The following is a 20,377-nucleotide window of genomic DNA, read 5'->3' as shown; positions in this document are numbered from 1 at the left end:
GAACTGCTGGGGCGGGTAGGGGCCCGCCGCGTACGGCCCACCCGGCGCCGGGTACGGGTACCCGCCGCCCGGTGGCGGCCCGCCCGGCGGAGGGCCGGCCGGTGGCGGGCCACCCTGCGGCGGGCCGCCCCAATATGGGCCCTGCCCATAGGGATTCGCGCCGTAGGGATCCTGACCGTAGGGACCGCCCGGGCGTCATCGTCATCGTCGTGCTCTTGGCGATCGGGCTCAACAGCGGAAACAAGCCGAACAAAGCCGGCCCCTCGACCAACCCGTCCGTTCCCTCCTCGACGAGCGGCCCGTCGTCGTCGCCCAACAGCGCCCAGCAGACGGCGACCGGCTGCACGCCCAACGTCTCCGGCGGCGACAAGCCCTCGGGCGACACGATCAGCGCGGGCAAGCTGTCGTTCCCGGCCAGCGCGGCGCCGGGCTGGATGGGGTTCTCGGACGACCAGAGCCCGAACCTGATCGGCGCCGTCGGCGTCGGGCAGGAGGTGCCCGGCGCCAATCAGTGGATGATGCAGGCCGAGGTCGCCGTCACCAACTTCGTCAGCAGCATGGACGTCGCCGCGCAGGCGGCGAAGTTGATGGATTGTGTGGCCAACGGGCCGGGGTACGCGAACGCGACGCCGACGCTCGGGCCGCTGAAGAAGTCCTCGATCACGGTCGACGGCGTCAAAGCCGCCCGCGTCGACGCGGACATCACGATCGCCGACCCAGCGCGCAACGTCAAGGGCGACTCCGTGGTCATCATCGCGGTGGACACCAAGCCGGTCACCGTCTTCATGGGCGCGACGCCGATCGGCGATGCGGGTTCGGCGGGCGTGATGAACGGCGTCATCGGAGCGCTGAAAGTCAAGAAGTAGCGGGGCCCGCCGGCGCGGACACGTGGGTGGCCTCCGAGCGCCCGCGTAACACGGTGGAATAGCACTCGGCCCAGTGCGCGCGCTCGGCGTCATCGGCCCGCTCGATGGCCGCCGCCGAACACAGAATTCGCCGGTCAGCGGTTTTGGCGAGGTCGGCCAGCCGCGCGGCCTCGTTGACCGCATCGCCGATTACCGTGTATTCGTAACGGTTTTCGGCGCCGACGTTGCCGGCGAACACCCGGCCGGCCGAGATGCCGATGCCGAAATCGACGACGGGAAGCCGGCGCAGCTGGGTGGCCAACGCGCGCGCCGTCGCCAGCGCCGCCGACGCCGGTTGCGCCGCCCGCAACGGCGCGCCGAAGACGGCCAGCGCGGCGTCGCCGGCGAATTTGTTGATCAGCCCGTTGTGTTCGTCGACGGCGTCGACCACGATCCGGAAGAAGTCGTTGAGCACCGCGGCGACCTCTTGCGGGGGGCGGCTTTCCGCGAGTTGCGTCGAGCCGACCAGGTCGATGAACAGGACTCCCGCCTCGACCACATCGCCGGACAGCGAGGCACCCTCTTGTATGGCGCGCTGCGCGACGTCGGTTCCGACGTGCCGCCCGAACAGATCCCGCAGCCGGTCCCGCTCGGCGAGCCCGGCGACCATTCGGTTGAATCCCGTTTGCAGGCGCCCGATCTGGGAGCGTTCGTAGGCGCCCACGTAGGTTTCCATGCGGCCGTGCTCCACCTCCGCCATCGCGTCGACGACCTCGCTGAGGGGATCGGAGATGGACCGCGACGTCAGGATCATCGTCGGCAAACCGAGCAGCACCGCCGCCAGCGACACCACCAGCACGGGCACGTCCAGCGACGCGGACCTCTGAATCAGCCACCCGTACGAGCGAAGAACGACGAGGGTCGCGATCACCCCGATCGGCAGCGCGCTGCACAAGAACCACAGCAGCACCAGCCGGGCGAACACGCTCGGCACCACCAGGCGCGGCTCACGGCCGAGCGTGGCGGCGCCCATGATGGGCCGCAGGGTGCGCTGCGCGAATAGCATTCCCATGCCCGCGGCCGCCGGCGCCCCCAGCAGCACACCCAGGGAGATGGGCAGCATCACCTCCGCGCCGCCGGTCAGATTCGAGACCGCGAAGATCACCCCGGCGCCGGCCCAGGCCAGCAAGAGGATCGCCGACTGGTGGCCGGGGATCCTCAACGCCGCTTCCCGTTGCGCGTCGGTCGGTTCGTCCCCGGCGGCGTACCAACGCAGCGTAGGAGCCAGGTTCAAGACGCCGGCAACCACGACGCCGACAATGCCCACCACGATCAGCACCACCACCAGGGCCGTGTTCTTTGCCGCGATATCGACGTCGGCCGCCGCGGACGTGTGCCCCCGCAGCGGGATCAGGATCGCGGCGGCGTCGACGACTGCCACGACGTAGGCGAGCGTGAGGTCGATCGCGTACTGGATCGCCAACCGGCGAGCGGATTTTCGCTGTCCCGCCGCTGGCGCCCGAAGCCAGCTCGGCTTGATCACCCTATAAAGGTAGCCGCGGGTGCGGCCAAACCTTCCTAGGCGCCGTTGGTCGGCCCGCCTGAGTTCTGGCCCGGGATGTCGGTGATGGGGAAGTTCGGCATCGGCTTCGGCGACGACGTGTTGGGCAGGCCCGGGATCTCGCTGGGCGGGATGTCGTGCAATTGGTTGGCCGGTGGCCCGTTTTCGCGGCCGCCGTAGGTGCTTCCGGGCGCCCTTGGCCCCAGCAAGTCGCTGACCGTCACCAAGCGGTAGCCGTTGGCCTTGAGCACCGGGATGAACTGGTAGACCAGGTCGACGGTGCTCGAGTAGGTGTCATGGAACAGCACCACCGAGCCGGGCTTGATGTAGGTCATCAGCATGTACCGCGTCGCGGCCGTGTTGGAGTCGTTGATCCAATCGAAAGGGATGACGTCCCAGAGGATTTCGGCCAGCCCGAATTTGCCCGCGGTCTGGCGCACCACGTCGTTGGACAGCCCGCCGGCGGGACGCCACAGCGACGGCGTCCGGCCGGTCGCGGCGGTGATCGCGTCGTTGCTGCGGGAGAACTGGCCCGCGATGTCCTCCAGGGGGATCGTGGTCATGTTGGGGTGTTCCCAGGTGTGGTTGCCGAACTCCATGCCGGCGTCGGCGATGCGTTTGGCTCCCGCCGGGTTGGCGGCGACCTTGTTGCCGATCAGGAAGAACGTGGCCTTGGCGTCGGCGTCCTTCAGGACCTGCAGGAGCCGGTCGGTGTAAGGCCCCGGCCCGTCATCGAAGGTGAACGCGACGCACTTGACGACCGAACAGCTGAGGTTGTCGGCCCGCGTCACGTGGCCGGTGAGGGAGCCGATCACCAGCACCGCGGCTGCCGCCACGACGCCCAAAACGGTCCGCCAATAGCGCCAGGCCTGGCTGTCGGGTCGTTTCGGCACGTAGAAAGCCTACCGGGGGTTGGGTGTGCAGCAGCCGCGTTGACCGTGTAACCAGGGTTTTCAGTGTTGCATCAGGGCGACATCTACGCGGATTTCCCGCCCTGAAGTGACAGTGAAAGCCAGGGGTTCACACTCACTGCGGCCCGGCGATCTCCTCGAGCATCTCGGTGACCAGCGCGGCGATCGGCGAGCGCTCGCTGCGCAGCAGCGTGATGTGGGCGAACAGCGGGTGGCCCTTGAGCTTCTCGATCACCGCCGCGACCCCGTCGTGGCGGCCGACGCGCAGGTTGTCGCGCTGGGCGATGTCGTGGGTCAGCACCACCCGCGATCCGGTGCCCAACCGCGAGAGCACAGTCAGCAGCACGTTGCGCTCCAGCGACTGCGCCTCGTCAACGATGACGAACGAGTCGTGCAGCGAGCGGCCCCGGATGTGGGTCAGCGGCAGCACCTCGAGCATGCCCCGGGACAGCACCTCCTCGAGCACCGCCGGGCTGGCCAGTCCCTCGAGAGTGTCGAACACGGCCTGCGCCCACGGGCCCATCTTTTCGCTCTCGCTGCCGGGCAGGTAGCCCAGCTCCTGGCCCCCGACCGCGTAGAGCGGACGGAAGACCACCACCTTGCGGTGGGTGCGCCGTTCGAGCACCGCCTCGAGGCCCGCGCACAGCGCCAGCGCCGACTTGCCGGTGCCGGCCTTGCCGCCCAGCGACACGATGCCCACCGACTCGTCCAGCAGCAGGTCCAGCGCCACGCGCTGTTCGGCGGAACGGCCGCGCAGCCCGAACACCTCGCGGTCCCCGCGAACCAGCTGCACGCGTTTCGCCGCGGTGACCCGGCCCAGCGCATGCGAGCTGCCGCCCAGCAGCCGAATTCCGGTGTGGCAGGGCAGGTCTCGCGCTTCGACCAGGTCGATCTCGCCATCGGCGAACAGCGCGTCGATATCCTCGGTGGCGGTCTCGATCTCGTACATACCCGACCACCCGGACGCCACGACATCCTGCGCGTGGTATTCGTCGGCGGACAGGCCCACCGCCGCGGCCTTCACGCGCAGCGGAATGTCCTTGCTGACCAACGTAACTCGCTTGCCTTCGGCGGCGAGGTTGGCGGCGCAGCTCAGGATCCGCGAGTCGTTGCTGTCGGTGCGAAAGCCCGCGGGCAACACCGTGGGGTCGGTGTGATTCAGTTCGACGTGAAGTGTGCCGCCTTGTGTCCCAACGGGAATCGGCTGATCCAGCCGCCCGTGCTCGAGCCGAAGATCATCGAACAGGCGCAGCGCCTGACGGGCGAACCAGCCCAGTTCGTGGTGGTGGCGTTTGGCCTCCAGCTCGCTGATCACCACCAGCGGCACCACCACCTCGTGTTCGGCGAACCGGCTACACGCCCACGGATCGGACAGCAGCACGGAGGTGTCGAGCACATAGGTCCGGAGATCGGTCACGAAGCGCTCCTCGAGCGGGTAAGCCCGCGCGGACCCGCACAGGCATGTCGGCGGGAGCCGCAGCACCAGGACCGGGGCCGGTCCTGCCTAGAACTACCGAAGTAGTGACGGAAGGTGCCGCCCTGGCAGCAGATCTTGTCGCTGGCCATCGGGAACGACGCTACTCTCGTGGCCGCTTTGGCGCCGCGCAGGCGCGCCGAGACCGACACGGGGACACCAAAAACCGGCCGCTGACGGCGGCCGGTTCCGGTGAAGATCGGTTTAACTAATGACGAATTGCGCCAGCGCGGGCTCGCCCGCCACACCCCATTCGGTGATGCGGTCGGAGATCGCTTGCCGCAAGTCCTGCGGAGTGAAAATGCCGGCGTCGGCGACGGCCTGCACCTTGTCCGCGTAGGCGTCGATGTCGGCGCCCACGGTCTGCAGGTCTGCCGCCCGCGCGGCGATGGCGGCGATGGTCTCGTCGCGCGTGAACTCGAGGCAGTGCGCGACGAGGTTGGCGAAGATCGCCTCGTGCCGCGTCTCGTCGCGGGCGATGCGGTCGATGAGGCCGGCGAGGACGGGCTCCTCGATGCGGGCCGCCAGATTGCGGCAGAAGACCGCCTGCGTGCGCTCGGTGAGCGCCATGTAGACCAGCGTTTCGACCTGGGAGTAGGTGTCGGCGCGGTAGCCCTTCATCACGTATTCGACGCGGGCCTCCTCGTTGGCGGTCGGGTCGACTTCCCGGGTCACCACCAGGTATTCGCGCAGCGCGATGGCGTGCAGGTGCTCCTCAGCCGTCCACCGGCCCAGCCAGCGACCCCACCACTCCTCGAGGATGAAGTGCTCGACGAGCTCGCGGTGGTGCCCGGCGAGGTTGTCCTTGAGCAGCAGCAGGATCTCGCAGGCGTCGGTGATGGTCCGGGGCAGCGTGGTCTGCGACGGGTCCCAGTCGCGTCCGCCCAGGAAGGCGAAGTTCTCGCCCTGGTCGAAGGGCACGTAGTCGTGGGCGAACCACAGGTCCTCGGTGTTGAGGTGGTGATCCATGAGCCGCTCGACCACGGGCTCGAGTTCGAGGGTCAGCGTGTTAGGAACAGGTTTCTGTGCCATGCGGTTACTGTAACTCGCAGGTACAGGTTCGGTGAAATTGTTGGGGCGTGTTGCCGCCGAATGGTGACTTTGGTCCCTAAGAACGCTCAGCGGTCGACGAGCGTCCAGTCCTCCAGGCCCTCGTAGAGCGGGAAGTCCCTGGCCAGCCGCGTCACCCGCTCCCGCAGCGCCGACACGTCTACATTTTGGCCAGCCGTGCTGGCCCCTGCCAGCGCGGTCGCGATGATGTCGGCGACCTCGGTGAATTCGGCGTCTCCGAAACCGCGGGTGGCCAGCGCCGGCGTGCCCACCCGCAGCCCCGACGTCACCATCGGCGGCCGGGGGTCGTTCGGGACGGCGTTGCGGTTGACGGTGATTCCGATCTCGTGCAGCAGGTCCTCGGCTGCCTTGCCGTCGAGCGGCGAATCACGCAGGTCGACCAGCACCAGGTGCACGTCGGTGCCGCCACTGACCACCGAGACGCCGGCCTTGGCGACGTCGGCGGCCAGCAACCGGTCGGCGACGATGCGCGCCCCGGAAAGCGTGCGCTGCTGGCGGTCGGCGAACTCGGGGGTGGTGGCGATCTTGAGCGCGACCGCCTTGCCCGCGATGACGTGCATCAGCGGCCCGCCCTGCTGGCCGGGGAACACCGCAGAGTTGATGGCTTTGGCGTATTCCTGCTTGCCCAGGATCATGCCGGAACGGGCGCCGCCGAGGGTCTTGTGCACGGTCGTGGACACCACGTCCGCGTGCGGCACCGGCGTCGGGTGCAGGCCCACTGCGACCAGCCCGGCGAAGTGCGCCATGTCCACCCACAGCTTGGCGTCCACCTCGTCGGCGATCGAGGCGAACGCGGCGAAGTCGAGGATGCGCGGGTAGGCCGACCAGCCGGCGATGATCACCTTGGGGCGGAACTCGAGCGCCCGGGCCCGCACGACGTCCATGTCGACCAGGTGCGTCTTCGGGTCCACGCCGTAGAAGCCGGCCTCGTACAGCTTTCCGGAGAAGTTCAGCTTCATCCCGTGGGTTAGGTGGCCGCCATTGGCCAGGTCCAGGCCGAGCAGGTGCTCCCCCGGAGACATGAGGGCGTGCAGCACCGCGGCGTTGGCCTGCGCGCCGGAATGCGGCTGGACGTTGGCGAACTCGGCGCCGAACAATGCCTTGGCCCGGTCGCGGGCGATGTTCTCCACGACGTCGACATGCTCGCATCCCCCGTAGTAGCGCCGGCCGGGCAATCCCTCGGCGTACTTGTTGGTCAGCACGCTGCCCTGGGCCTGCAGCACTGAGCGAGGAACGAAGTTCTCGGAAGCGATCATCTCCAGCGTGTCGCGTTGCCGGTGCAGCTCCTTGTCCAGCAACTCGGCGATGTCGGGATCGACCTCGGCGAGCGGGGCCGACATCACGGTGGAGGAGGTACGGGCGTCGGGTGCGGCAGTCACGGGCGCCAGTCTATCCAGCGCGCTTTTCGCCAGCCCAGCCGTCGGGCGCGCGTCCGCCCCTGCCACACTTGTGCACTATGCCGCGGCCTAGCGAGCCGAGCCCTTATGTGGAGTTCGACCGAAAACAATGGCGTGCGCTTCGCATGTCCACGCCGCTGGCCCTCACCGAAGAGGAACTGGTCGGGCTGCGCGGTCTCGGCGAGCAGATCGACCTGCTCGAGGTCGAAGAGGTCTACCTGCCGCTGGCCCGGTTGATCCACCTTCAGGTCGCCGCGCGCCAGCGGCTGTTCGCCGCCACCGCGGAATTCCTCGGGGAACCCCAACAGAACCCGGACCGGCCGGTGCCGTTCATCATCGGCGTGGCGGGCAGCGTCGCCGTCGGCAAGTCGACGACCGCCCGCGTGCTGCAGGCGCTGTTGGCCCGCTGGGACCACCATCCCCGGGTGGACCTGGTGACCACCGACGGCTTCCTGTACCCGAACGCCGAGCTGGACCGGCGAAACCTGATGCATCGCAAGGGGTTTCCGGAAAGCTACAATCGCAGGGCGCTGATGCGGTTCGTGACGTCGGTCAAATCCGGTTCCGACCACGCCTGCGCGCCGGTGTATTCGCACCTGAAGTACGACATCATCCCCGGGGCAAAGCACGTCGTCCGCCATCCCGACATCTTGATCCTGGAGGGCCTCAACGTCCTGCAGACCGGCCCCACCCTGATGGTGTCGGACCTGTTCGACTTCTCGCTGTATGTTGACGCCCGAATCGAAGACATCGAGCAGTGGTACGTGTCGCGGTTCCTGTCGCTGCGCGGCACCGCGTTCGCCGATCCCGAGTCGCATTTTCACCACTATTCGGCGCTCAATGACACCAAGGCGGTCGCCGCCGCGCGCGAGATCTGGCGGTCGATCAACCGGCCCAACCTGGTCGAGAACATCCTGCCGACCCGGCCCCGCGCCACCCTGGTGTTGCGCAAGGACGCCGACCACTCCATCAATCGGCTGCGGCTGCGCAAGCTGTAGCGCGGGGGCCGGTGGAAAGGGCTAGGGAAGGCTACGCCGCGAGGCGACGCACTCCCAGGTATTGCAGACCGGCGAACGCCGCGGTGTAGACCCCGGTGGCCAGCGTCGCGGCCACTCCGGTTGTGGTCAACACGGGCACGGCTCCGGCGGCCACGATGGCGGCCAGCGTGAAGACGGCGTTGGCCACGATGATGCCGATCCCGACGCGGCGCAGGTTCGGCGCCGCCGCGAGGCTGAACACGACGAGGCCGGCGAGCACGAAGAACGCGCCCATCGCGTATTCCTGGCCCGACGTGAGTCCCGTCATCGACGAGATCGGGTCGGCGAAGAAGGCGACGGCCAAGCCGCACAGGCCCGTCAACGTGGCGTCGGCGCGCATGGCGAAACGCAGCAATGAGTCGGTCGAGTCGTACAGGGGGCGGGTTGGATTGCCAGAAACGGCGGTCATGCGATTACTCCTAGCGATGGCGAGGGGGTCGAGCTGGTTTGAGCGTGCCGCTCAAGCACTGCCACATCGACCCATGGCGCTGCCAGTTGCTGCCATGCCGAGAACGACCAGGGATTTCGCCGGGCTATTCCCTACCGGACCAATTAATTCCACACGTGTCACAAATCGTGGGGTCGATGGCGCGATCGGTAGCCGGAGACTAGACGGCGATCGCCTCCACGACGCTGAACGGCGAGACCGTCTCCACCACCCGATTCAACTGGAACCCGGAGCGCGCGAGTAGCCGACCGTATTCGTCCGCGGTGCGCTCACGCGAGGTGGCACTGACGAACATTTCCAGGTCCAGCCACTTGCCCGCGAACTCGCGGCGGTGCGCCGGAATCACGAGTTCGACCAGCAGCAGGTGCTTGCCGGCGCTCGACGACGCGCGCACATTGGACAGGATGCGCACGGCCTGCTCGTCGGGCCAGTCGTGAATCACGTTCTTGAGCACATACGCATCGCCGCCCGCGGGTATGTCGTCGTCGAAGAACGATCCCTCGGCGATCCGAACCCGGTCCAACACCCGGTGCTTGCGAAGTTCGGCCGGCGCGTCGATCACGACATGGGGTTGGTCGAAGAGGACGCCACGCGCCCGCGGCGCGGCAGTCAGCATTGCGGCCAACAACCGACCGCGGCCACCCCCGACGTCGACGATGGTGGCGTACGGAGTGAAGTCGTACGCCGCGACGAGCGGCGCGATCGAGATCTCGGAGACGCCTGTCATGGCCTGGTTGAAGACTTCCTGCAGTTCGGGCTGGCCGGCCAGGAATTCGAACAAAGACTGGCCCCGCGCCTGGCAGGCGACGCACTCGCCGTGCCGAAGACTTTCGCTCAGGTGGCTCCAATGGTCACGGTTCTCGGGCGAACCCATCCACCTGGCCCACGCCGCCAGCGAAACGTCGGCGTCGCGACGAAGTGGCTGCGCCAGCCGAGTGAGCTCGTAGCGGCCGTCGCGGCGCTGGCGAAAGATCCCACGCGAGATCAGGGCCCGCAGCAGCCGGGCCAACGCGTCGGCATCGGCATCAACGGCGACCGCAAGGTCCTGGGCCGACAGCGGCCCGTCCGCCAGGGCGTCGGCGATGCCGAGATCGGCCGCCGCCGTAATCGCCTGCGCGACCCAGGCATTCATGACCATTTCCATCAGTACGGCTGGCGCGGGGAAGGTGCGGGCGTGGAGCCGACTCAGAAAGTACCTGGCCGCCTCGATGACCCGGACAGCCTTCGCCGGCGGAATCCTGGATGAAGCCATGAACGCCCCTTGCGTCGGAATACCTTCCGCGAGGGTAACCTGCGGCGTTACGCCCGTCGCGCCAAGCTGACGCGCTCGCGCAGATCGGCGGCGATCAGCCGGGCGGCGGCGTTTTGCCAGTTGTGCAGCGAACGCTGCGGCACCTCGGTGACCAGCCACTGCCAGGCCTGCCGGGCAGTGGGATCCAGGCCGGCCGCGGTGGCGTTCTGCGCGTAAGCGCGCACCCCGACGACGTACGGGAAGTACAGCGAGTTGTAGTAGCGCCACTCCTCGGTGGTTCCGAAATCGCCCGCGTCGCGGGGCTTGAGCCGGGCGATACCGTCGGCAAGAACGGCCTTCAGCTCGTTGGCGCGCTCCACCGGGTGATCGGGCGCGCCGCGCGCGGCCAGTCGCTCGTCGATCACGGGCAACGCGGTCAGGGGGCTGGCGACGAGCTTGGTCAGGTCGCCGTAGTGGCCCAGCGCTCGGCGGGTGAGCCGGGCGAAGGTGTCGTCGTCGATGTGCCGAAGATCCTTGCGGGGATCGGCCGAGCGCAGCGGCAGCGCCGCGCCCGTGTGCCGCAACGCGGCCCGGTCGGCGCGCAGCGTTGGCGACCTGGAGAACGCCAGCCGGTCCAGCACGCCGGCCAGCGGATCGGCCAGCACCTGCACCGCGATCGCGATCGCGAGCGTGGTGAACAGCAGCACCGTGAGCACGGTCTGGGCGGTGGGCTCCCGTCGGGTCACGGCCAAGCCGATCAGCGCCTGGCCGCCGAACAGCACGGCCACGACCATCGAACCGGCGAACGAGCGCAGCATGTCGGCGCGCAGCGCGTGGCCCTCGTCGAAGGCGTCCCACAGCGCCACCGCCACGCCGAGCGTCAGGACATCGCAACCCGTCGACGCCAGCGCCAGCCAACTCGGGACGATGCCCAACGGGATGATCAGGATGGCGTTGGCCAGCGCGAAGAACAGCGTCGCCACCACCACCACGCCCACGACCGAGGTCGGTTGCGCGGGCCGGCGCACCGCGACGACCATCGCCCCCAACGTTGACGTGGAGATGACCGCCATCATCAGCAGGTGCCCCGGCCGCAGCGGCCCCTCGACGCTGCCGGCCAGCGCCGCGCCCAGCAGGATGAGCGCGCCGACACCGCCAACCAGCAGCAACTCACCGGTGCGCCCGCGCCAGCGGTCGCCCGGCCGCGACAGCTCGACGAGCACCGCGAACCACGCCACGCTGGGCACGGCGGCCAGATAGATCTCGAACCGGCTGAGCAACGCGAGATGCGGGGAACTCGCCGTGCGTATCGCGTCGAGCGCCACCACCAGCGCGAAGCCACACAGTCCGATCGCCGCGAGCGCAAGCACCGGCTTACGTGGATCGCGGGCCAGCAGATACAACCCCAGCCACCCGCTCAGCGTGAACACCACCGCCGACAGCGCAGCCATGTACCCAGTTTGGCACGGGGTCTGATGCGTGCCGACCCGCTGCGCCCGGCTCCGCCGCGCTTGCGATCGGCACGGGCCTGATGCGTGCCGACCCGCTGCTACTTGCCGTATCTCCGATGCCGCTGGCTGTAGTCACGCAGCGCGCGCAGGAAATCGACGCGGCGGAACGCGGGCCAGTGCGCCTCGGTGAACCACATCTCCGAATAGGCGCTCTGCCACAGCAAGAACCCCGACAGCCGCTGTTCCCCCGAGGTGCGGATCACCAGGTCGGGATCGGGTTGCCCAGAGGTGTAAAGGTTTTCGGATATGCCTTCCACGGTCACCGCGTCGATCAGCTCCTCCGCGCTGGCACCGTTGGCGAGTTCCTTGTTCAGCAGCGCGCGCACCGCGTCGACGATCTCCCGGCGGCCACCGTAGCCGACGGCGACGTTGACGTGGAACGGCGCGACGGCCGGCGTCGACTCCACCGCGTCGCGCACCCGGCGCGCCTGGTCCTCGCCGATCAGCCCGAGGTCGCCGACCGTGCGCACGCTCCAGCGATTGGCCGGGGCGCAGATCTCCTCGACCACGTCGGTGATGATCTCGATGAGGCCGACCAGTTCGTCGGGATCGCGTTGCAGGTTTTCGGTGGAGAGCAGGTACACCGTGGTCATCTCGATGCCGGCCTCTTGGCACCAGCGCAGCATCTCGGCGATCTTGGCAGCACCCATCCGGTAGCCGTAGCTGACGTCGTCGTAACCCGCGTTGCGCGCCCAGCGCCGGTTCCCGTCGCACAGCACCGCGATGTGGCGGGGAAGCTCGGACTTGGAGGCCGCCAGACCCTGCCTCAACCGCAGCTCGTAGACGCGGTACAACGGCTCCTTGAGCCGCGGCGGGATGATTTCCACGAAGCTCTACCCTACTGTGAGCGACCACAAATTCCGTGGTGGATTTGCGCTAGCCCACCGCACGTCCAGCAGCGTGTCGCGATCGTTCGCGGTTACTGTTGGTTTTAATGGCCGCAAGGCGAGGCAATAGGGAGACATGAGCAGCACAACCAGCACGCCCACCAACCCGGAGCCCGAGGCGATCGCGCCCGGCAATCCCGTCGAACAGCTCGTCGACGGCGCCGCCGAGGCCTTTTCCAAGCCCCGCATGCGCGGCTGGATCCACTTCTATTCGGCGTGGCTGGCGATCGTCTGCGGCGCGTGCCTGGTCTCGGTGTCGTGGGCGGTGGCATCCACCCGCGCCGGGCTGACGACGTTCGCCTACGCCCTGGCCACCGTGGCGATGTTCGCTGTCAGCGCCACCTACCACCGCGTCAACTGGAAATCCGCAAAGAGCCGCAACCTGATGAAGCGGCTCGACCACTCGATGATCTTCCTGTTCATCGCGGGCAGCTACACGCCGTTCGCGATGCTGGCGATGCCGCCCGAGGACGGGCGAACCGTGTTGTGGATCGTGTGGGGCGGCGCGCTGGCCGGCATCGTGCTGAAGGTGTGCTGGCCGACGGCGCCGCGCTGGGTCGGCGTGCCGCTGTACCTGTTGCTGGGCTGGGTGGCGGTCTGGTACGCGCCGACCATCATCCACGTCGCCGGGGTGGCCGCGATGGTGCTGCTCGCCGTCGGCGGCGCGTTCTACAGCATCGGCGGCCTGCTCTACGGGCTGCGCTGGCCGGACCCGTGGCCAAGGACGTTCGGCTATCACGAGTTCTTCCACGCCTTCACGGCGGTCGCGGCGATCCTGCACTACATCGCGATGTGGTTCGCGGTCTTCTACGTCGGCAACCCCGCCTGAGGGTCCCGCTAGATCTGAGTGACGTCGGCCGCCGACCAGTAGGCCTTCATCGCGGTGACCTTGCCGCGGTCGTCGAAGGCCATCACGTCGATCGGCTCGATCACCATCCGGTGCTCCCCGGCGGTGACGGTCAAGCGGAACTGGAACGCCGCCTCATTGCCGGCCACCCGTAGCGACACCAACTCGCACTCGCGCTGCACGTCGTTGACCGCGGAGTAGAAGCCGTGGATCGCCCGGCGACCGATGTGCACCTCGCCGCCGACCGGATCCTCGACCGTCGCGTCGTCGGCGTACAAGTCCACCAGCTCGTCGGCGCTGCCCTTGGCGACCAGCTCGATGTAGCGGTTGACGGTGTCGGTGATCGCGCGGACCCGGTCCGGGGCGTTTGGCATGGGACGCAGGGTAGCCTCCCGGCTACTGTCCCGAAACATCCAGGGCCGCGGCCAGTTCGGCCGCCCCGGTCACCGGCAGGTCGCAGAGCCGGCCGCGGCACACGTAGGCGGCGTCGGCACCGCCGACGCGGTCCCGCCCCACCAGCAGCGCCGACGAATCCCGCTCGCCGCCCACGACGATCGCCCCGCCGGGCGCCAGCCGGCGCGCTTCTGCCAGCAGCGCGGACCGAGACGGGTCGCAGGCGACCGCGATCTGCAGCGGCCCGCGAACCGCGGCTTCGGCGACGGCCAGCCAATGCCCGGCCGACCGCGGCGCGCGCTCCAGCAGCAGCGAGTGCGCCGCGAGGGCGTCGCCCGCCGCCCGCAGGTACCGCTCCGCGCGTTCCCCGTCGACGAGGTGCGCCGCGGTCAGCAACGCTTCGGTGATCGACGACGCGCCCGACGGCGTGGCACCGTCGAGCGGGTCGGCGGGCCGCAGCACCAATTGCTCGGCGTCGTCGGCGGTGTCGAACCAGCGGCCGGGCCGCTGCGGGTCGGCGAAGTGGCGCAGCGCCGTGTCCAGCAAGCCGGTCGCCGACGTCAGCCACGACTCCTCGGCGGTCAGCTGGTACACCGCGAGCAGGCCGGTGGCCAGCATCGCGTAATCCTCCAGGATGCCCGGACTGCCCCCGACCGTCCCGCCCAGGCTGGCGCGCCGCAACCGTCCGTCGACGACGTGCAGCCCCAGCAGCGAAAGCGCGCAACGCCTTGCGGCAGCGGCCAACTCGGGTTGGTCCAACGCCACGCTGGCCTCGGCCAGCGCGGTGATGGCCAGGCCATTCCACGACGTGACGACCTTGTCGTCACGCCCGGGCTGCGCGCGGGTGAGCCGCGCGGCCAGCAGCGCGGCGCGGACCCGTTCGGCCCGTTGCGGGTCGTCGGGGTCGGCGGGCAACTGCAGGACCGAGCTGCCGTGTTCGAAGGTGCCGGACGGCGTGACTGCGAAAAGCCCTGCGGCCCAAGGGCCGTCGTCGGCGCCGAGCACCTCGGTCAGCTGCGCCGGCGTCCAGACGTAGGTCGAGCCCTCGCGGCCGTCGGCGTCGGCGTCCAGCGACGAGGTGAACATGTCGCCGTCGGCCAGCTCGTCGAGCAGGAAACTCGCCGTCTGGCTGGCGACCCGGCGGGCCAACGGGTCTGCGGTGCGCCGCGCCCAATGGGCGTAGGCGCGCAGCAGCAACGCGTTGTCGTACAGCATCTTCTCGAAATGCGGTACCACCCAAGCGTTGTCGACGCTGTAGCGGGCGAAGCCGCCGGCGAGTTGGTCGTAGATGCCGCCGCGGGCCATCGCGTCGGACGTGCGCGTGACCGCCTCCAGCGAGGCCGGCGACCCGGTGCGCTCGTGGTTGCGCAGCAGTGCCTCCAGAATCGCCGACGGCGGGAATTTCGGGGCGCCCCCGAATCCGCCGTGCACGGTGTCCTGGTCGCCGAGCACTGAGGCGACGGCGTGGTCACACAGCTGCGGCGACACGTCGGGCCCTCCGCTGGCCAGTCCACCCGCCATCTTGCGCAACTCACCCGTGATGTGGTCGGAGGCCTCCTCGACCTCGCCGCGGCGGTCCCGCCAGGTCGCTGCCACAGCCGAAAGGAGCTGCAGGAAACCGTCTTTCGGGTAATACGTGCCGCAGAAGAACGGTCGGCCGTCGGGTGTCAAGAAACACGTCATCGGCCAGCCGCCATGCCCGGTGAGTGCGACGGTCGCGTCCATGTACACCGCGTCGATGTCGGGCCGCTCCTCGCGGTCGACCTTGATGCAGACAAAACCCGCGTTCATCACCGCGGCCACCTCGTCGTCTTCGAACGATTCGTGGGCCATGACGTGACACCAGTGACAGGCGGCGTAGCCGATCGACAGCAGGATCGGCACGTCGCGCGCCGCCGCCTCCGCCAGCGCTTGCGGCGTCCACTGCTGCCAATGCACCGGGTTATCGGCGTGCTGGCGCAGATACGGGCTGGTGGCCAGGCCGAGGGTGTTCGTTGCGGCGGATTCAGCCGGGCTCATCGCGGTGTCCCGGTTGGTCGGGGTTCTCGCCAACCGTGTCGGTGCCCTCGTCAGCCGCCTGATCGGGCTCGGGGTGCTCCGGATCGAACGTCTTGGGGACCTTTTTCAGCTGCCGGTTCATCGACCGCAACAAGAACAGGGTCGCAACCAGCAACAGCACGACGACGAGCAGCCCGACCGGGCTCGCCTTGCCGAAGTCGGGCCCGTGGTTGTGCGGGGCGTCGGCGATCACCCGGAGGAGATGGTGTGTCACCCGTCGTCCTCGATCCCGGCGAACAGGTCGTCCTCGGGCAGCTTGACCGGGACGCGGGAACGGGCCAGCTCGAATTCCTCCGTCGGCCAGAGCCGCTGCTGCCACTCGATGGGGGCGGCGAAGAATTCGGCGTTCGGGTCGATCTGGGTGGCGTGCGCGCGCAGGGCGTCGTCGCGCTGGCTGAAATACGCCGAGCATTCGACCCGCGTCGTCACCCGCGACTCGAACGGGTCATGCTCGGGATCCCAATGCTTGAGCCACTTTTTGAACGGGCCCTCCTGGCCGCGCTTGACGAACTCGTCGTGCAGCAGCTGCATCCGCGCCCGTAGGAAGCCGTGGTTGTAGTACAGCTTGGACACCGTCCACGGCTCGCCCGCGTCCGGGAAGCGGGCGTAGTCGCCGGCGGCCTCGAACGCGCCGACAGAAACCTGGTGGCAGCGAATGTGGTCGGGATGGGGGTAGCCGCCGTTCTCGTCATAGGTGGTCATCACGTGCGGCCGGAACTCGCGGACCACGCGCACCAACGCCCCGACGGATTCCTCCAGCGGCACCAGCGCGAAGCAGCCCTCGGGCAGCGGCGGCGGCGGATCGCCCTGGGGCAGGCCGGAGTCGACGAAGCCGAGCCACGTGTGCTCCACACCGAGGATCTCCGCCGCCTTCGCCATCTCGTCGCGGCGGATTTCGGCCATGTGTTCCAGCACATCGGGCAGGTCCATCGCCGGGTTGAGAATCTCGCCGCGCTCGCCGCCGGTCAGCGTCACCACCAGAACCCGGTGACCTTCGTCGGCGTAGCGGGCCAGGGTGGCCGCGCCCTTGCTCGACTCGTCGTCGGGGTGGGCGTGCACCGCCATCAACCGCAGTTCGCTCACGTGCCCCCTTGTCCGAGTCGGTTCGCCGGTCGCCCCCGAAGGGCTAGAAGTGCTAGAAGCGACCTTATAATTCCAGTTCCGATCGTTGCATCCCGTCGGCCGGTGGCCGGCAACCACCACTGCAGGCATACCCAGGCATGACCGAAACTTCCCCTCCGCGGCCCGAGGCCCGCTACGGGCGATCACGACTATCGCGCGTTTCCCGGCGCCGGGCGGCCATCGGGTTGGCCGTGCTGGTGGTGGCCGTCGGCGTCGTCGTCGCCGTCGTCGGCTACCAGCGGCTCGGAACCAGTAACGTCACCGGGTCGCTGGCCGGCTACCAGGTAATCGACAACGAGACGGCCTCGGTAACGATCAGCGTGACGCGATCCGACCCGTCGCGCCCGGTTGACTGCATCGTGCGGGTCCGGGCCAAGGACGGCGGCGAGACCGGCAGACGCGAAGTGCTGGTGGGCCCGTCCGACCAGGCCACCGTGCAGGTGACGACGACCGTGAAGTCCGTCCGACCCCCGGTGATGGCCGACATCTACGGTTGCGGCACCGATGTGCCCGCTTACCTGCGCCCAGCCTGACCGCACGATAAGACGAACAGCGAATATTGAGTCATCATCTGTTTGCGCGGTGGTAACATGGATGAATGCACGGTTCCCCCAGGGACCGTGTATTGCTGCATTAAAGGCCGTCGGAAGAACGGAGCGGCGGTATGCGGGGCGGGCCCCGAATACCCCCGGCAGCGGGGTGCAAAAACTTGCGCGAATACGCGAAACGAGAAAGAAACACGAGGACGACGAGATGACGGATACTCAGGTGACCTGGTTGACCCAGGAGTCACATGACCGACTCAAGGCCGAGCTCGACCAGTTGATCGCGAATCGTCCGATCATCGCCGCGGAAATCAACGACCGCCGCGAAGAGGGCGACCTGCGCGAGAACGGCGGCTACCACGCCGCCCGCGAAGAGCAGGGTCAGCAGGAGGCCCGCATCCGCCAACTGCAGGACCTGCTCAACAACGCCAAGGTCGGCGAGGCGCCCAAGCAGTCCGGCGTCGCGCTGCCCGGCTCGGTGGTCAAGGTCTACTACAACGGCGACAAGTCCGACAGCGAGACGTTCCTGATCGCCACCCGCCAGGAGGGCGTCAACGACGGCAAGCTCGAGGTGTACTCGCCCAACTCACCGCTGGGCGGCGCCCTGATCGACGCCAAGGTCGGCGAGACCCGCAGCTACACCGTGCCCAACGGCAACACCGTCGAGGTCACGCTGGTCAGCGCGGAGCCGTACCACTCGTAGCTTTTTTGCGCGAGCAGACGCAAAAGCCCCTCACACGCGGCGTGTCGGGGGCCTTTTGCGTCTGTTCGCCGTACTCAGCCGAGGGCCTGTTGGAGGTCGGCCAGCAGGTCGGCCTCGTCCTCGATGCCGACCGAAAGCCGCACCAGGTCGTCGGGCACTTCCAGTTGCGAGCCGGCCGTCGACGCGTGCGTCATGGCGCTGGGCAGCTCGATCAGCGACTCGACGCCGCCCAGCGACTCGGCCAGGATGAACACCTCGGTTCGGGCGCACAGCTGCTCGGCGGCCGGCCGGCCCCCGCGCATGCGCACCGAGACCATGCCGCCGAAGTCGCGCATCTGGCGCGCGGCGACTTCGTGGCCGGGATGCCCGGGCAGACCCGGATACAGCACCGCGCTCACGGAGGGATGCACGGCGAGGAATTCCGCTACCGCGCAAGCGTTTTCGCTGTGCCGCTGCATCCGCAGCGCCAGGGTCTTCAGGCCGCGCATGGTCAGGTAGGCGTCGAACGGGCCCGGCACCGCGCCCGCCCCGTTCTGCAGGAAGGCGAACGCGTCGTCCAGCTCCTGGTCGTTGGTGATCAGCGCGCCGCCCACCACGTCGGAGTGGCCGCCGATGTATTTGGTGGTCGAGTGCAGCACCACGTCGGCGCCCAGCGTCAGCGGCTGCTGCAGCGCCGGCGACGCGAAAGTGTTGTCCACCAACAGCTTCGCGGAGCTTCGTTTGCCCAGCTCCGCGATCGCGGCGATGTCGGCGATGGTCAGCAACGGGTTGGTCGGTGTTTCCACCCAGATCAGCCGGGTGTGCGGGTTGATCGCGGCCGCGACGGCGTCCACGTCGGACAGCGCCACCGGCGTGTACGAGACGTCCCACTTGGTGAACACCTTGTCGATCAACCGGAAGGTGCCGCCGTAGGCGTCGTTGGGGATGACGAGGTGGTCACCGGGCCGCAGCATGGCCCGCAGCGCGCAGTCGCCGGCGGCCATCCCGGACCCGAACGCGCGCGCGAAGGCGCCCTCCTCGACGGCCGCCAGCGAGGCCTCCAGCGCGGCCCGGGTCGGGTTGCCGGTGCGCGCGTAGTCGAATCCGCCACGCAGGCCGCCGACGCCGTCCTGGGCGAACGTGCTGCTGGCGTAGATCGGGGCGTTCACCGCCCCGGTCGCCGGGTCCGGGCGGTACCCGGCGTGGATGGCCTTGGTGGCCAATCCCTTGAACTTGTGCTCTCCGCTTCGGTCCTCGCTCATCGACGCTCAGCCTAGTGACAACCCAATCGAGGCTTTAAAATCCGCCGTGCGGGTAGTCGTGTTCATCCGCGTGTAAATATCCGTTCAGGAAGAAGACACACCATGCCCGACGACAGCGCCATCGCGACCAAAACACCCGGCATGCCCTACGGTGCCGCCCATCAATTGTCTTTGTTCGATCGCTGTGCGACCTATACGGGCGAATGGGTTTCCAGGCCTTCGTTTTTCGCGATCTGCGTGCTGATCTGCGTGGTGTGGGTTCCGTCCCTTTGGGTGCTGCCCACGGTCGATACCTGGCAGCTGGTCATCAACACCGTCACCAATATCATCACGTTTCTGCTCGTGGCGTTGCTGCAAAACACCCAGTCACGGAGCAATCGCGCCGTGCAGCACAAGCTCGACGCGATCGCCGACGCGCTGCGGTGCCTGACGGGCGAACCGGACGACGGGCAGTCACGCCCGCAGCTTCATCGCGACCGGTTGACCGACGCGGTCGGTTCCGAACTATGGATGGGCTCAGCCTGAACCGGCTCAGCCCTCTTCGATCGGCAGGCACACCGTCGTCATGATCTTGTCCGCCAAGGTTTGCCGCTTGGCGTCCCACAGCGGGAACAGGTAGCCGAGGCCACAGATGAGCGAGTCAACGAAGTGCGCGATCTGGCGCACCACCGACATCCCGAAACCGATCGGCTGGCCGGTGACCTCGCTGACCACCTTGAACTTCATCACCGACTTGCCAATGCTCGAGCCGGTGGTGCCCTGGCGGTAGCCGTAGTCCCAGACCAGGTAGGCCACCGCGGCCAGCCACGTCAACCAGAACGCCATCGTGCCGATGCCGCTGGGCTGGTTGACGCAGTACTGGTTGACGCTGTACTGGGTGATGTCGCTGACGCACGACTGTTGGGTCGTGAGCGCCTGAATGACCGCGCCGATACCGATCAGGATGCCGGCCGGGATGTTGTCGATGAGGTACGCCAGCACCCGCGTGACCCACGGCGTGTAGGACTCCGTCGGCAGGGCGCGGATCGCCGGTCCGGGCGGGGGCGGCGTAGCGACGGCCGTCCACAGATCCTCGGGCTTGAGCGGCACCTGCGC

20 protein-coding genes and 1 pseudogene are annotated in these 20,377 nt (G+C 68.3%); 6 read left to right on the top strand and 15 right to left on the bottom strand.

The genetic code is table 11. The features are described from left to right. Positions 1-37: 37 nt before the first annotated feature. Positions 38-866: pseudogene (locus tag A5706_RS04985) on the top strand (hypothetical protein); the annotation flags it as partial. Here the strand turns inward: A5706_RS04985 and A5706_RS04980 are convergent. From A5706_RS04980 to glyA, 5 genes are all read right to left on the bottom strand, one after another. Beyond that, positions 856-2,328, bottom strand: a complete 1,473-nt coding sequence (locus tag A5706_RS04980; protein WP_082964198.1) for an adenylate/guanylate cyclase domain-containing protein — start codon at positions 2,326-2,328, stop codon at positions 856-858. The pseudogene A5706_RS04985 and the gene A5706_RS04980 sit on opposite strands and share 11 nt — an antisense overlap. A gap of 95 nt (positions 2,329-2,423) precedes the next feature. Further along, entirely contained in the window at positions 2,424-3,299 is an 876-nt protein-coding gene (locus A5706_RS04975) for a polysaccharide deacetylase family protein (protein WP_068127652.1), read from the bottom strand. A gap of 133 nt (positions 3,300-3,432) precedes the next feature. After that, positions 3,433-4,734, bottom strand: coding sequence for a PhoH family protein (locus tag A5706_RS04970; RefSeq protein WP_068101002.1), 1,302 nt, complete (start codon positions 4,732-4,734; stop codon positions 3,433-3,435). 261 nt (positions 4,735-4,995) lie between these two features. Further along, positions 4,996-5,823 carry an acyl-ACP desaturase gene (locus tag A5706_RS04965; RefSeq protein ID WP_068127650.1) on the bottom strand — a complete coding sequence of 276 codons (828 nt, stop codon included), beginning with the start codon at positions 5,821-5,823 and terminating at the stop codon, positions 4,996-4,998. Between the two features lie 86 nt (positions 5,824-5,909). Next, a complete protein-coding gene (gene glyA, locus A5706_RS04960; RefSeq protein WP_068127648.1) occupies positions 5,910-7,202 on the bottom strand; it encodes a serine hydroxymethyltransferase in 1,293 nt (430 codons plus the stop codon). Positions 7,203-7,318: 116 nt separating this feature from the next. Between glyA and coaA the strand changes: the two genes are divergently transcribed. After that, complete coding sequence (gene coaA / locus A5706_RS04955) at positions 7,319-8,257, top strand: type I pantothenate kinase (RefSeq protein WP_068127646.1); 939 nt, start codon at positions 7,319-7,321, stop codon at positions 8,255-8,257. Between the two features lie 31 nt (positions 8,258-8,288). Here coaA and A5706_RS04950 read toward each other — a convergent pair whose 3' ends face one another. From A5706_RS04950 to A5706_RS04935, 4 genes are all read right to left on the bottom strand, one after another. Beyond that, positions 8,289-8,705: a hypothetical protein gene (locus tag A5706_RS04950; protein ID WP_068127644.1), complete on the bottom strand. Its 417-nt coding sequence runs from the start codon at positions 8,703-8,705 to the stop codon at positions 8,289-8,291. Positions 8,706-8,904: 199 nt separating this feature from the next. Next, positions 8,905-9,996 carry a methyltransferase gene (locus tag A5706_RS04945; RefSeq protein ID WP_068127642.1) on the bottom strand — a complete coding sequence of 364 codons (1,092 nt, stop codon included), beginning with the start codon at positions 9,994-9,996 and terminating at the stop codon, positions 8,905-8,907. A gap of 47 nt (positions 9,997-10,043) precedes the next feature. Then, the gene (locus A5706_RS04940) at positions 10,044-11,426 is read right to left on the bottom strand and encodes a hypothetical protein (RefSeq protein WP_068127640.1); all 1,383 of its coding nucleotides are present in this window, start codon (positions 11,424-11,426) and stop codon (positions 10,044-10,046) included. Between the two features lie 98 nt (positions 11,427-11,524). Beyond that, a complete protein-coding gene (locus A5706_RS04935) occupies positions 11,525-12,313 on the bottom strand; it encodes a (2Z,6E)-farnesyl diphosphate synthase (RefSeq protein ID WP_068127638.1) in 789 nt (262 codons plus the stop codon). 136 nt (positions 12,314-12,449) lie between these two features. On the opposite strand from A5706_RS04935, the gene A5706_RS04930 reads away from it, so the two are divergent. Next, positions 12,450-13,202 carry a hemolysin III family protein gene (locus tag A5706_RS04930; RefSeq protein ID WP_068127636.1) on the top strand — a complete coding sequence of 251 codons (753 nt, stop codon included), beginning with the start codon at positions 12,450-12,452 and terminating at the stop codon, positions 13,200-13,202. An 8-nt stretch (positions 13,203-13,210) separates the two neighbouring features. On the opposite strand, the gene A5706_RS04925 is transcribed toward A5706_RS04930, so the two are convergent. Genes A5706_RS04925 through mca form a run of 4 tightly spaced genes read right to left on the bottom strand, consistent with a single transcriptional unit; the run spans position 13,211 to position 16,754 of the window. Then, positions 13,211-13,594 carry a nuclear transport factor 2 family protein gene (locus A5706_RS04925; protein WP_068127634.1) on the bottom strand — a complete coding sequence of 128 codons (384 nt, stop codon included), beginning with the start codon at positions 13,592-13,594 and terminating at the stop codon, positions 13,211-13,213. A gap of 22 nt (positions 13,595-13,616) precedes the next feature. Beyond that, positions 13,617-15,632, bottom strand: coding sequence for a thioredoxin domain-containing protein (locus tag A5706_RS04920; RefSeq protein WP_068127631.1), 2,016 nt, complete (start codon positions 15,630-15,632; stop codon positions 13,617-13,619). Continuing rightward, positions 15,619-15,885, bottom strand: a complete 267-nt coding sequence (locus A5706_RS04915) for a hypothetical protein (protein ID WP_068127629.1) — start codon at positions 15,883-15,885, stop codon at positions 15,619-15,621. The genes A5706_RS04920 and A5706_RS04915 overlap by 14 nt, the downstream gene beginning before the upstream one ends. Then, positions 15,882-16,754: a mycothiol conjugate amidase Mca gene (gene mca, locus A5706_RS04910; protein WP_068127627.1), complete on the bottom strand. Its 873-nt coding sequence runs from the start codon at positions 16,752-16,754 to the stop codon at positions 15,882-15,884. Before mca ends, A5706_RS04915 begins: the two co-directional genes overlap by 4 nt. Positions 16,755-16,891: 137 nt before the next feature. Here mca and A5706_RS04905 point away from each other — a divergent pair, with 137 nt between their 5' ends. Both A5706_RS04905 and greA read left to right on the top strand, forming a co-directional pair. After that, on the top strand, positions 16,892-17,326 hold the full coding sequence (locus A5706_RS04905; protein ID WP_068127625.1) for a DUF4307 domain-containing protein: 435 nt from the start codon (positions 16,892-16,894) through the stop codon (positions 17,324-17,326). Between the two features lie 220 nt (positions 17,327-17,546). Next, entirely contained in the window at positions 17,547-18,041 is a 495-nt protein-coding gene (greA, locus tag A5706_RS04900) for a transcription elongation factor GreA (RefSeq protein WP_067871882.1), read from the top strand. Between the two features lie 74 nt (positions 18,042-18,115). On the opposite strand, the gene A5706_RS04895 is transcribed toward greA, so the two are convergent. Beyond that, the gene (locus A5706_RS04895) at positions 18,116-19,282 is read right to left on the bottom strand and encodes a cystathionine gamma-synthase (protein ID WP_068127623.1); all 1,167 of its coding nucleotides are present in this window, start codon (positions 19,280-19,282) and stop codon (positions 18,116-18,118) included. A 102-nt stretch (positions 19,283-19,384) separates the two neighbouring features. Between A5706_RS04895 and A5706_RS04890 the strand changes: the two genes are divergently transcribed. After that, a complete protein-coding gene (locus A5706_RS04890) occupies positions 19,385-19,807 on the top strand; it encodes a low affinity iron permease family protein (protein WP_156766953.1) in 423 nt (140 codons plus the stop codon). Positions 19,808-19,813: 6 nt separating this feature from the next. Here the strand turns inward: A5706_RS04890 and A5706_RS04885 are convergent. After that, a partial coding sequence (locus tag A5706_RS04885; protein WP_068127621.1) for an RDD family protein occupies positions 19,814-20,377 on the bottom strand: 564 nt, incomplete at its 5' end.

The sequence above is a fragment of the Mycobacterium sp. E796 genome, assembly GCF_001672815.1.
Classification (GTDB): Bacteria; Actinomycetota; Actinomycetes; order Mycobacteriales; family Mycobacteriaceae; genus Mycobacterium.
Note: the sequence above shows the minus strand (reverse complement) of the source record. Positions and strands in the feature narration are given on the sequence as shown.

What these genes read in the sequence shown, in the direction of transcription:
- A5706_RS04905 (WP_068127625.1), top strand. Translation starts at nt 16,892, where the DNA reads ATGACCGAAACTTCCCCTCCGCGGCCCGAGGCCCGCTACGGGCGATCA.
- A5706_RS04925 (WP_068127634.1), bottom strand. Translation starts at nt 13,594, where the DNA reads ATGCCAAACGCCCCGGACCGGGTCCGCGCGATCACCGACACCGTCAAC.
- A5706_RS04895 (WP_068127623.1), bottom strand. Translation starts at nt 19,282, where the DNA reads ATGAGCGAGGACCGAAGCGGAGAGCACAAGTTCAAGGGATTGGCCACC.
- A5706_RS04940 (WP_068127640.1), bottom strand. Translation starts at nt 11,426, where the DNA reads ATGGCTGCGCTGTCGGCGGTGGTGTTCACGCTGAGCGGGTGGCTGGGG.
- greA (WP_067871882.1), top strand. Translation starts at nt 17,547, where the DNA reads ATGACGGATACTCAGGTGACCTGGTTGACCCAGGAGTCACATGACCGA.
- A5706_RS04950 (WP_068127644.1), bottom strand. Translation starts at nt 8,705, where the DNA reads ATGACCGCCGTTTCTGGCAATCCAACCCGCCCCCTGTACGACTCGACC.
- A5706_RS04945 (WP_068127642.1), bottom strand. Translation starts at nt 9,996, where the DNA reads ATGGCTTCATCCAGGATTCCGCCGGCGAAGGCTGTCCGGGTCATCGAG.
- A5706_RS04890 (WP_156766953.1), top strand. Translation starts at nt 19,385, where the DNA reads ATGCCCGACGACAGCGCCATCGCGACCAAAACACCCGGCATGCCCTAC.
- A5706_RS04930 (WP_068127636.1), top strand. Translation starts at nt 12,450, where the DNA reads ATGAGCAGCACAACCAGCACGCCCACCAACCCGGAGCCCGAGGCGATC.
- A5706_RS04965 (WP_068127650.1), bottom strand. Translation starts at nt 5,823, where the DNA reads ATGGCACAGAAACCTGTTCCTAACACGCTGACCCTCGAACTCGAGCCC.
- glyA (WP_068127648.1), bottom strand. Translation starts at nt 7,202, where the DNA reads ATGTCGGCCCCGCTCGCCGAGGTCGATCCCGACATCGCCGAGTTGCTG.
- A5706_RS04920 (WP_068127631.1), bottom strand. Translation starts at nt 15,632, where the DNA reads ATGAGCCCGGCTGAATCCGCCGCAACGAACACCCTCGGCCTGGCCACC.
- coaA (WP_068127646.1), top strand. Translation starts at nt 7,319, where the DNA reads ATGCCGCGGCCTAGCGAGCCGAGCCCTTATGTGGAGTTCGACCGAAAA.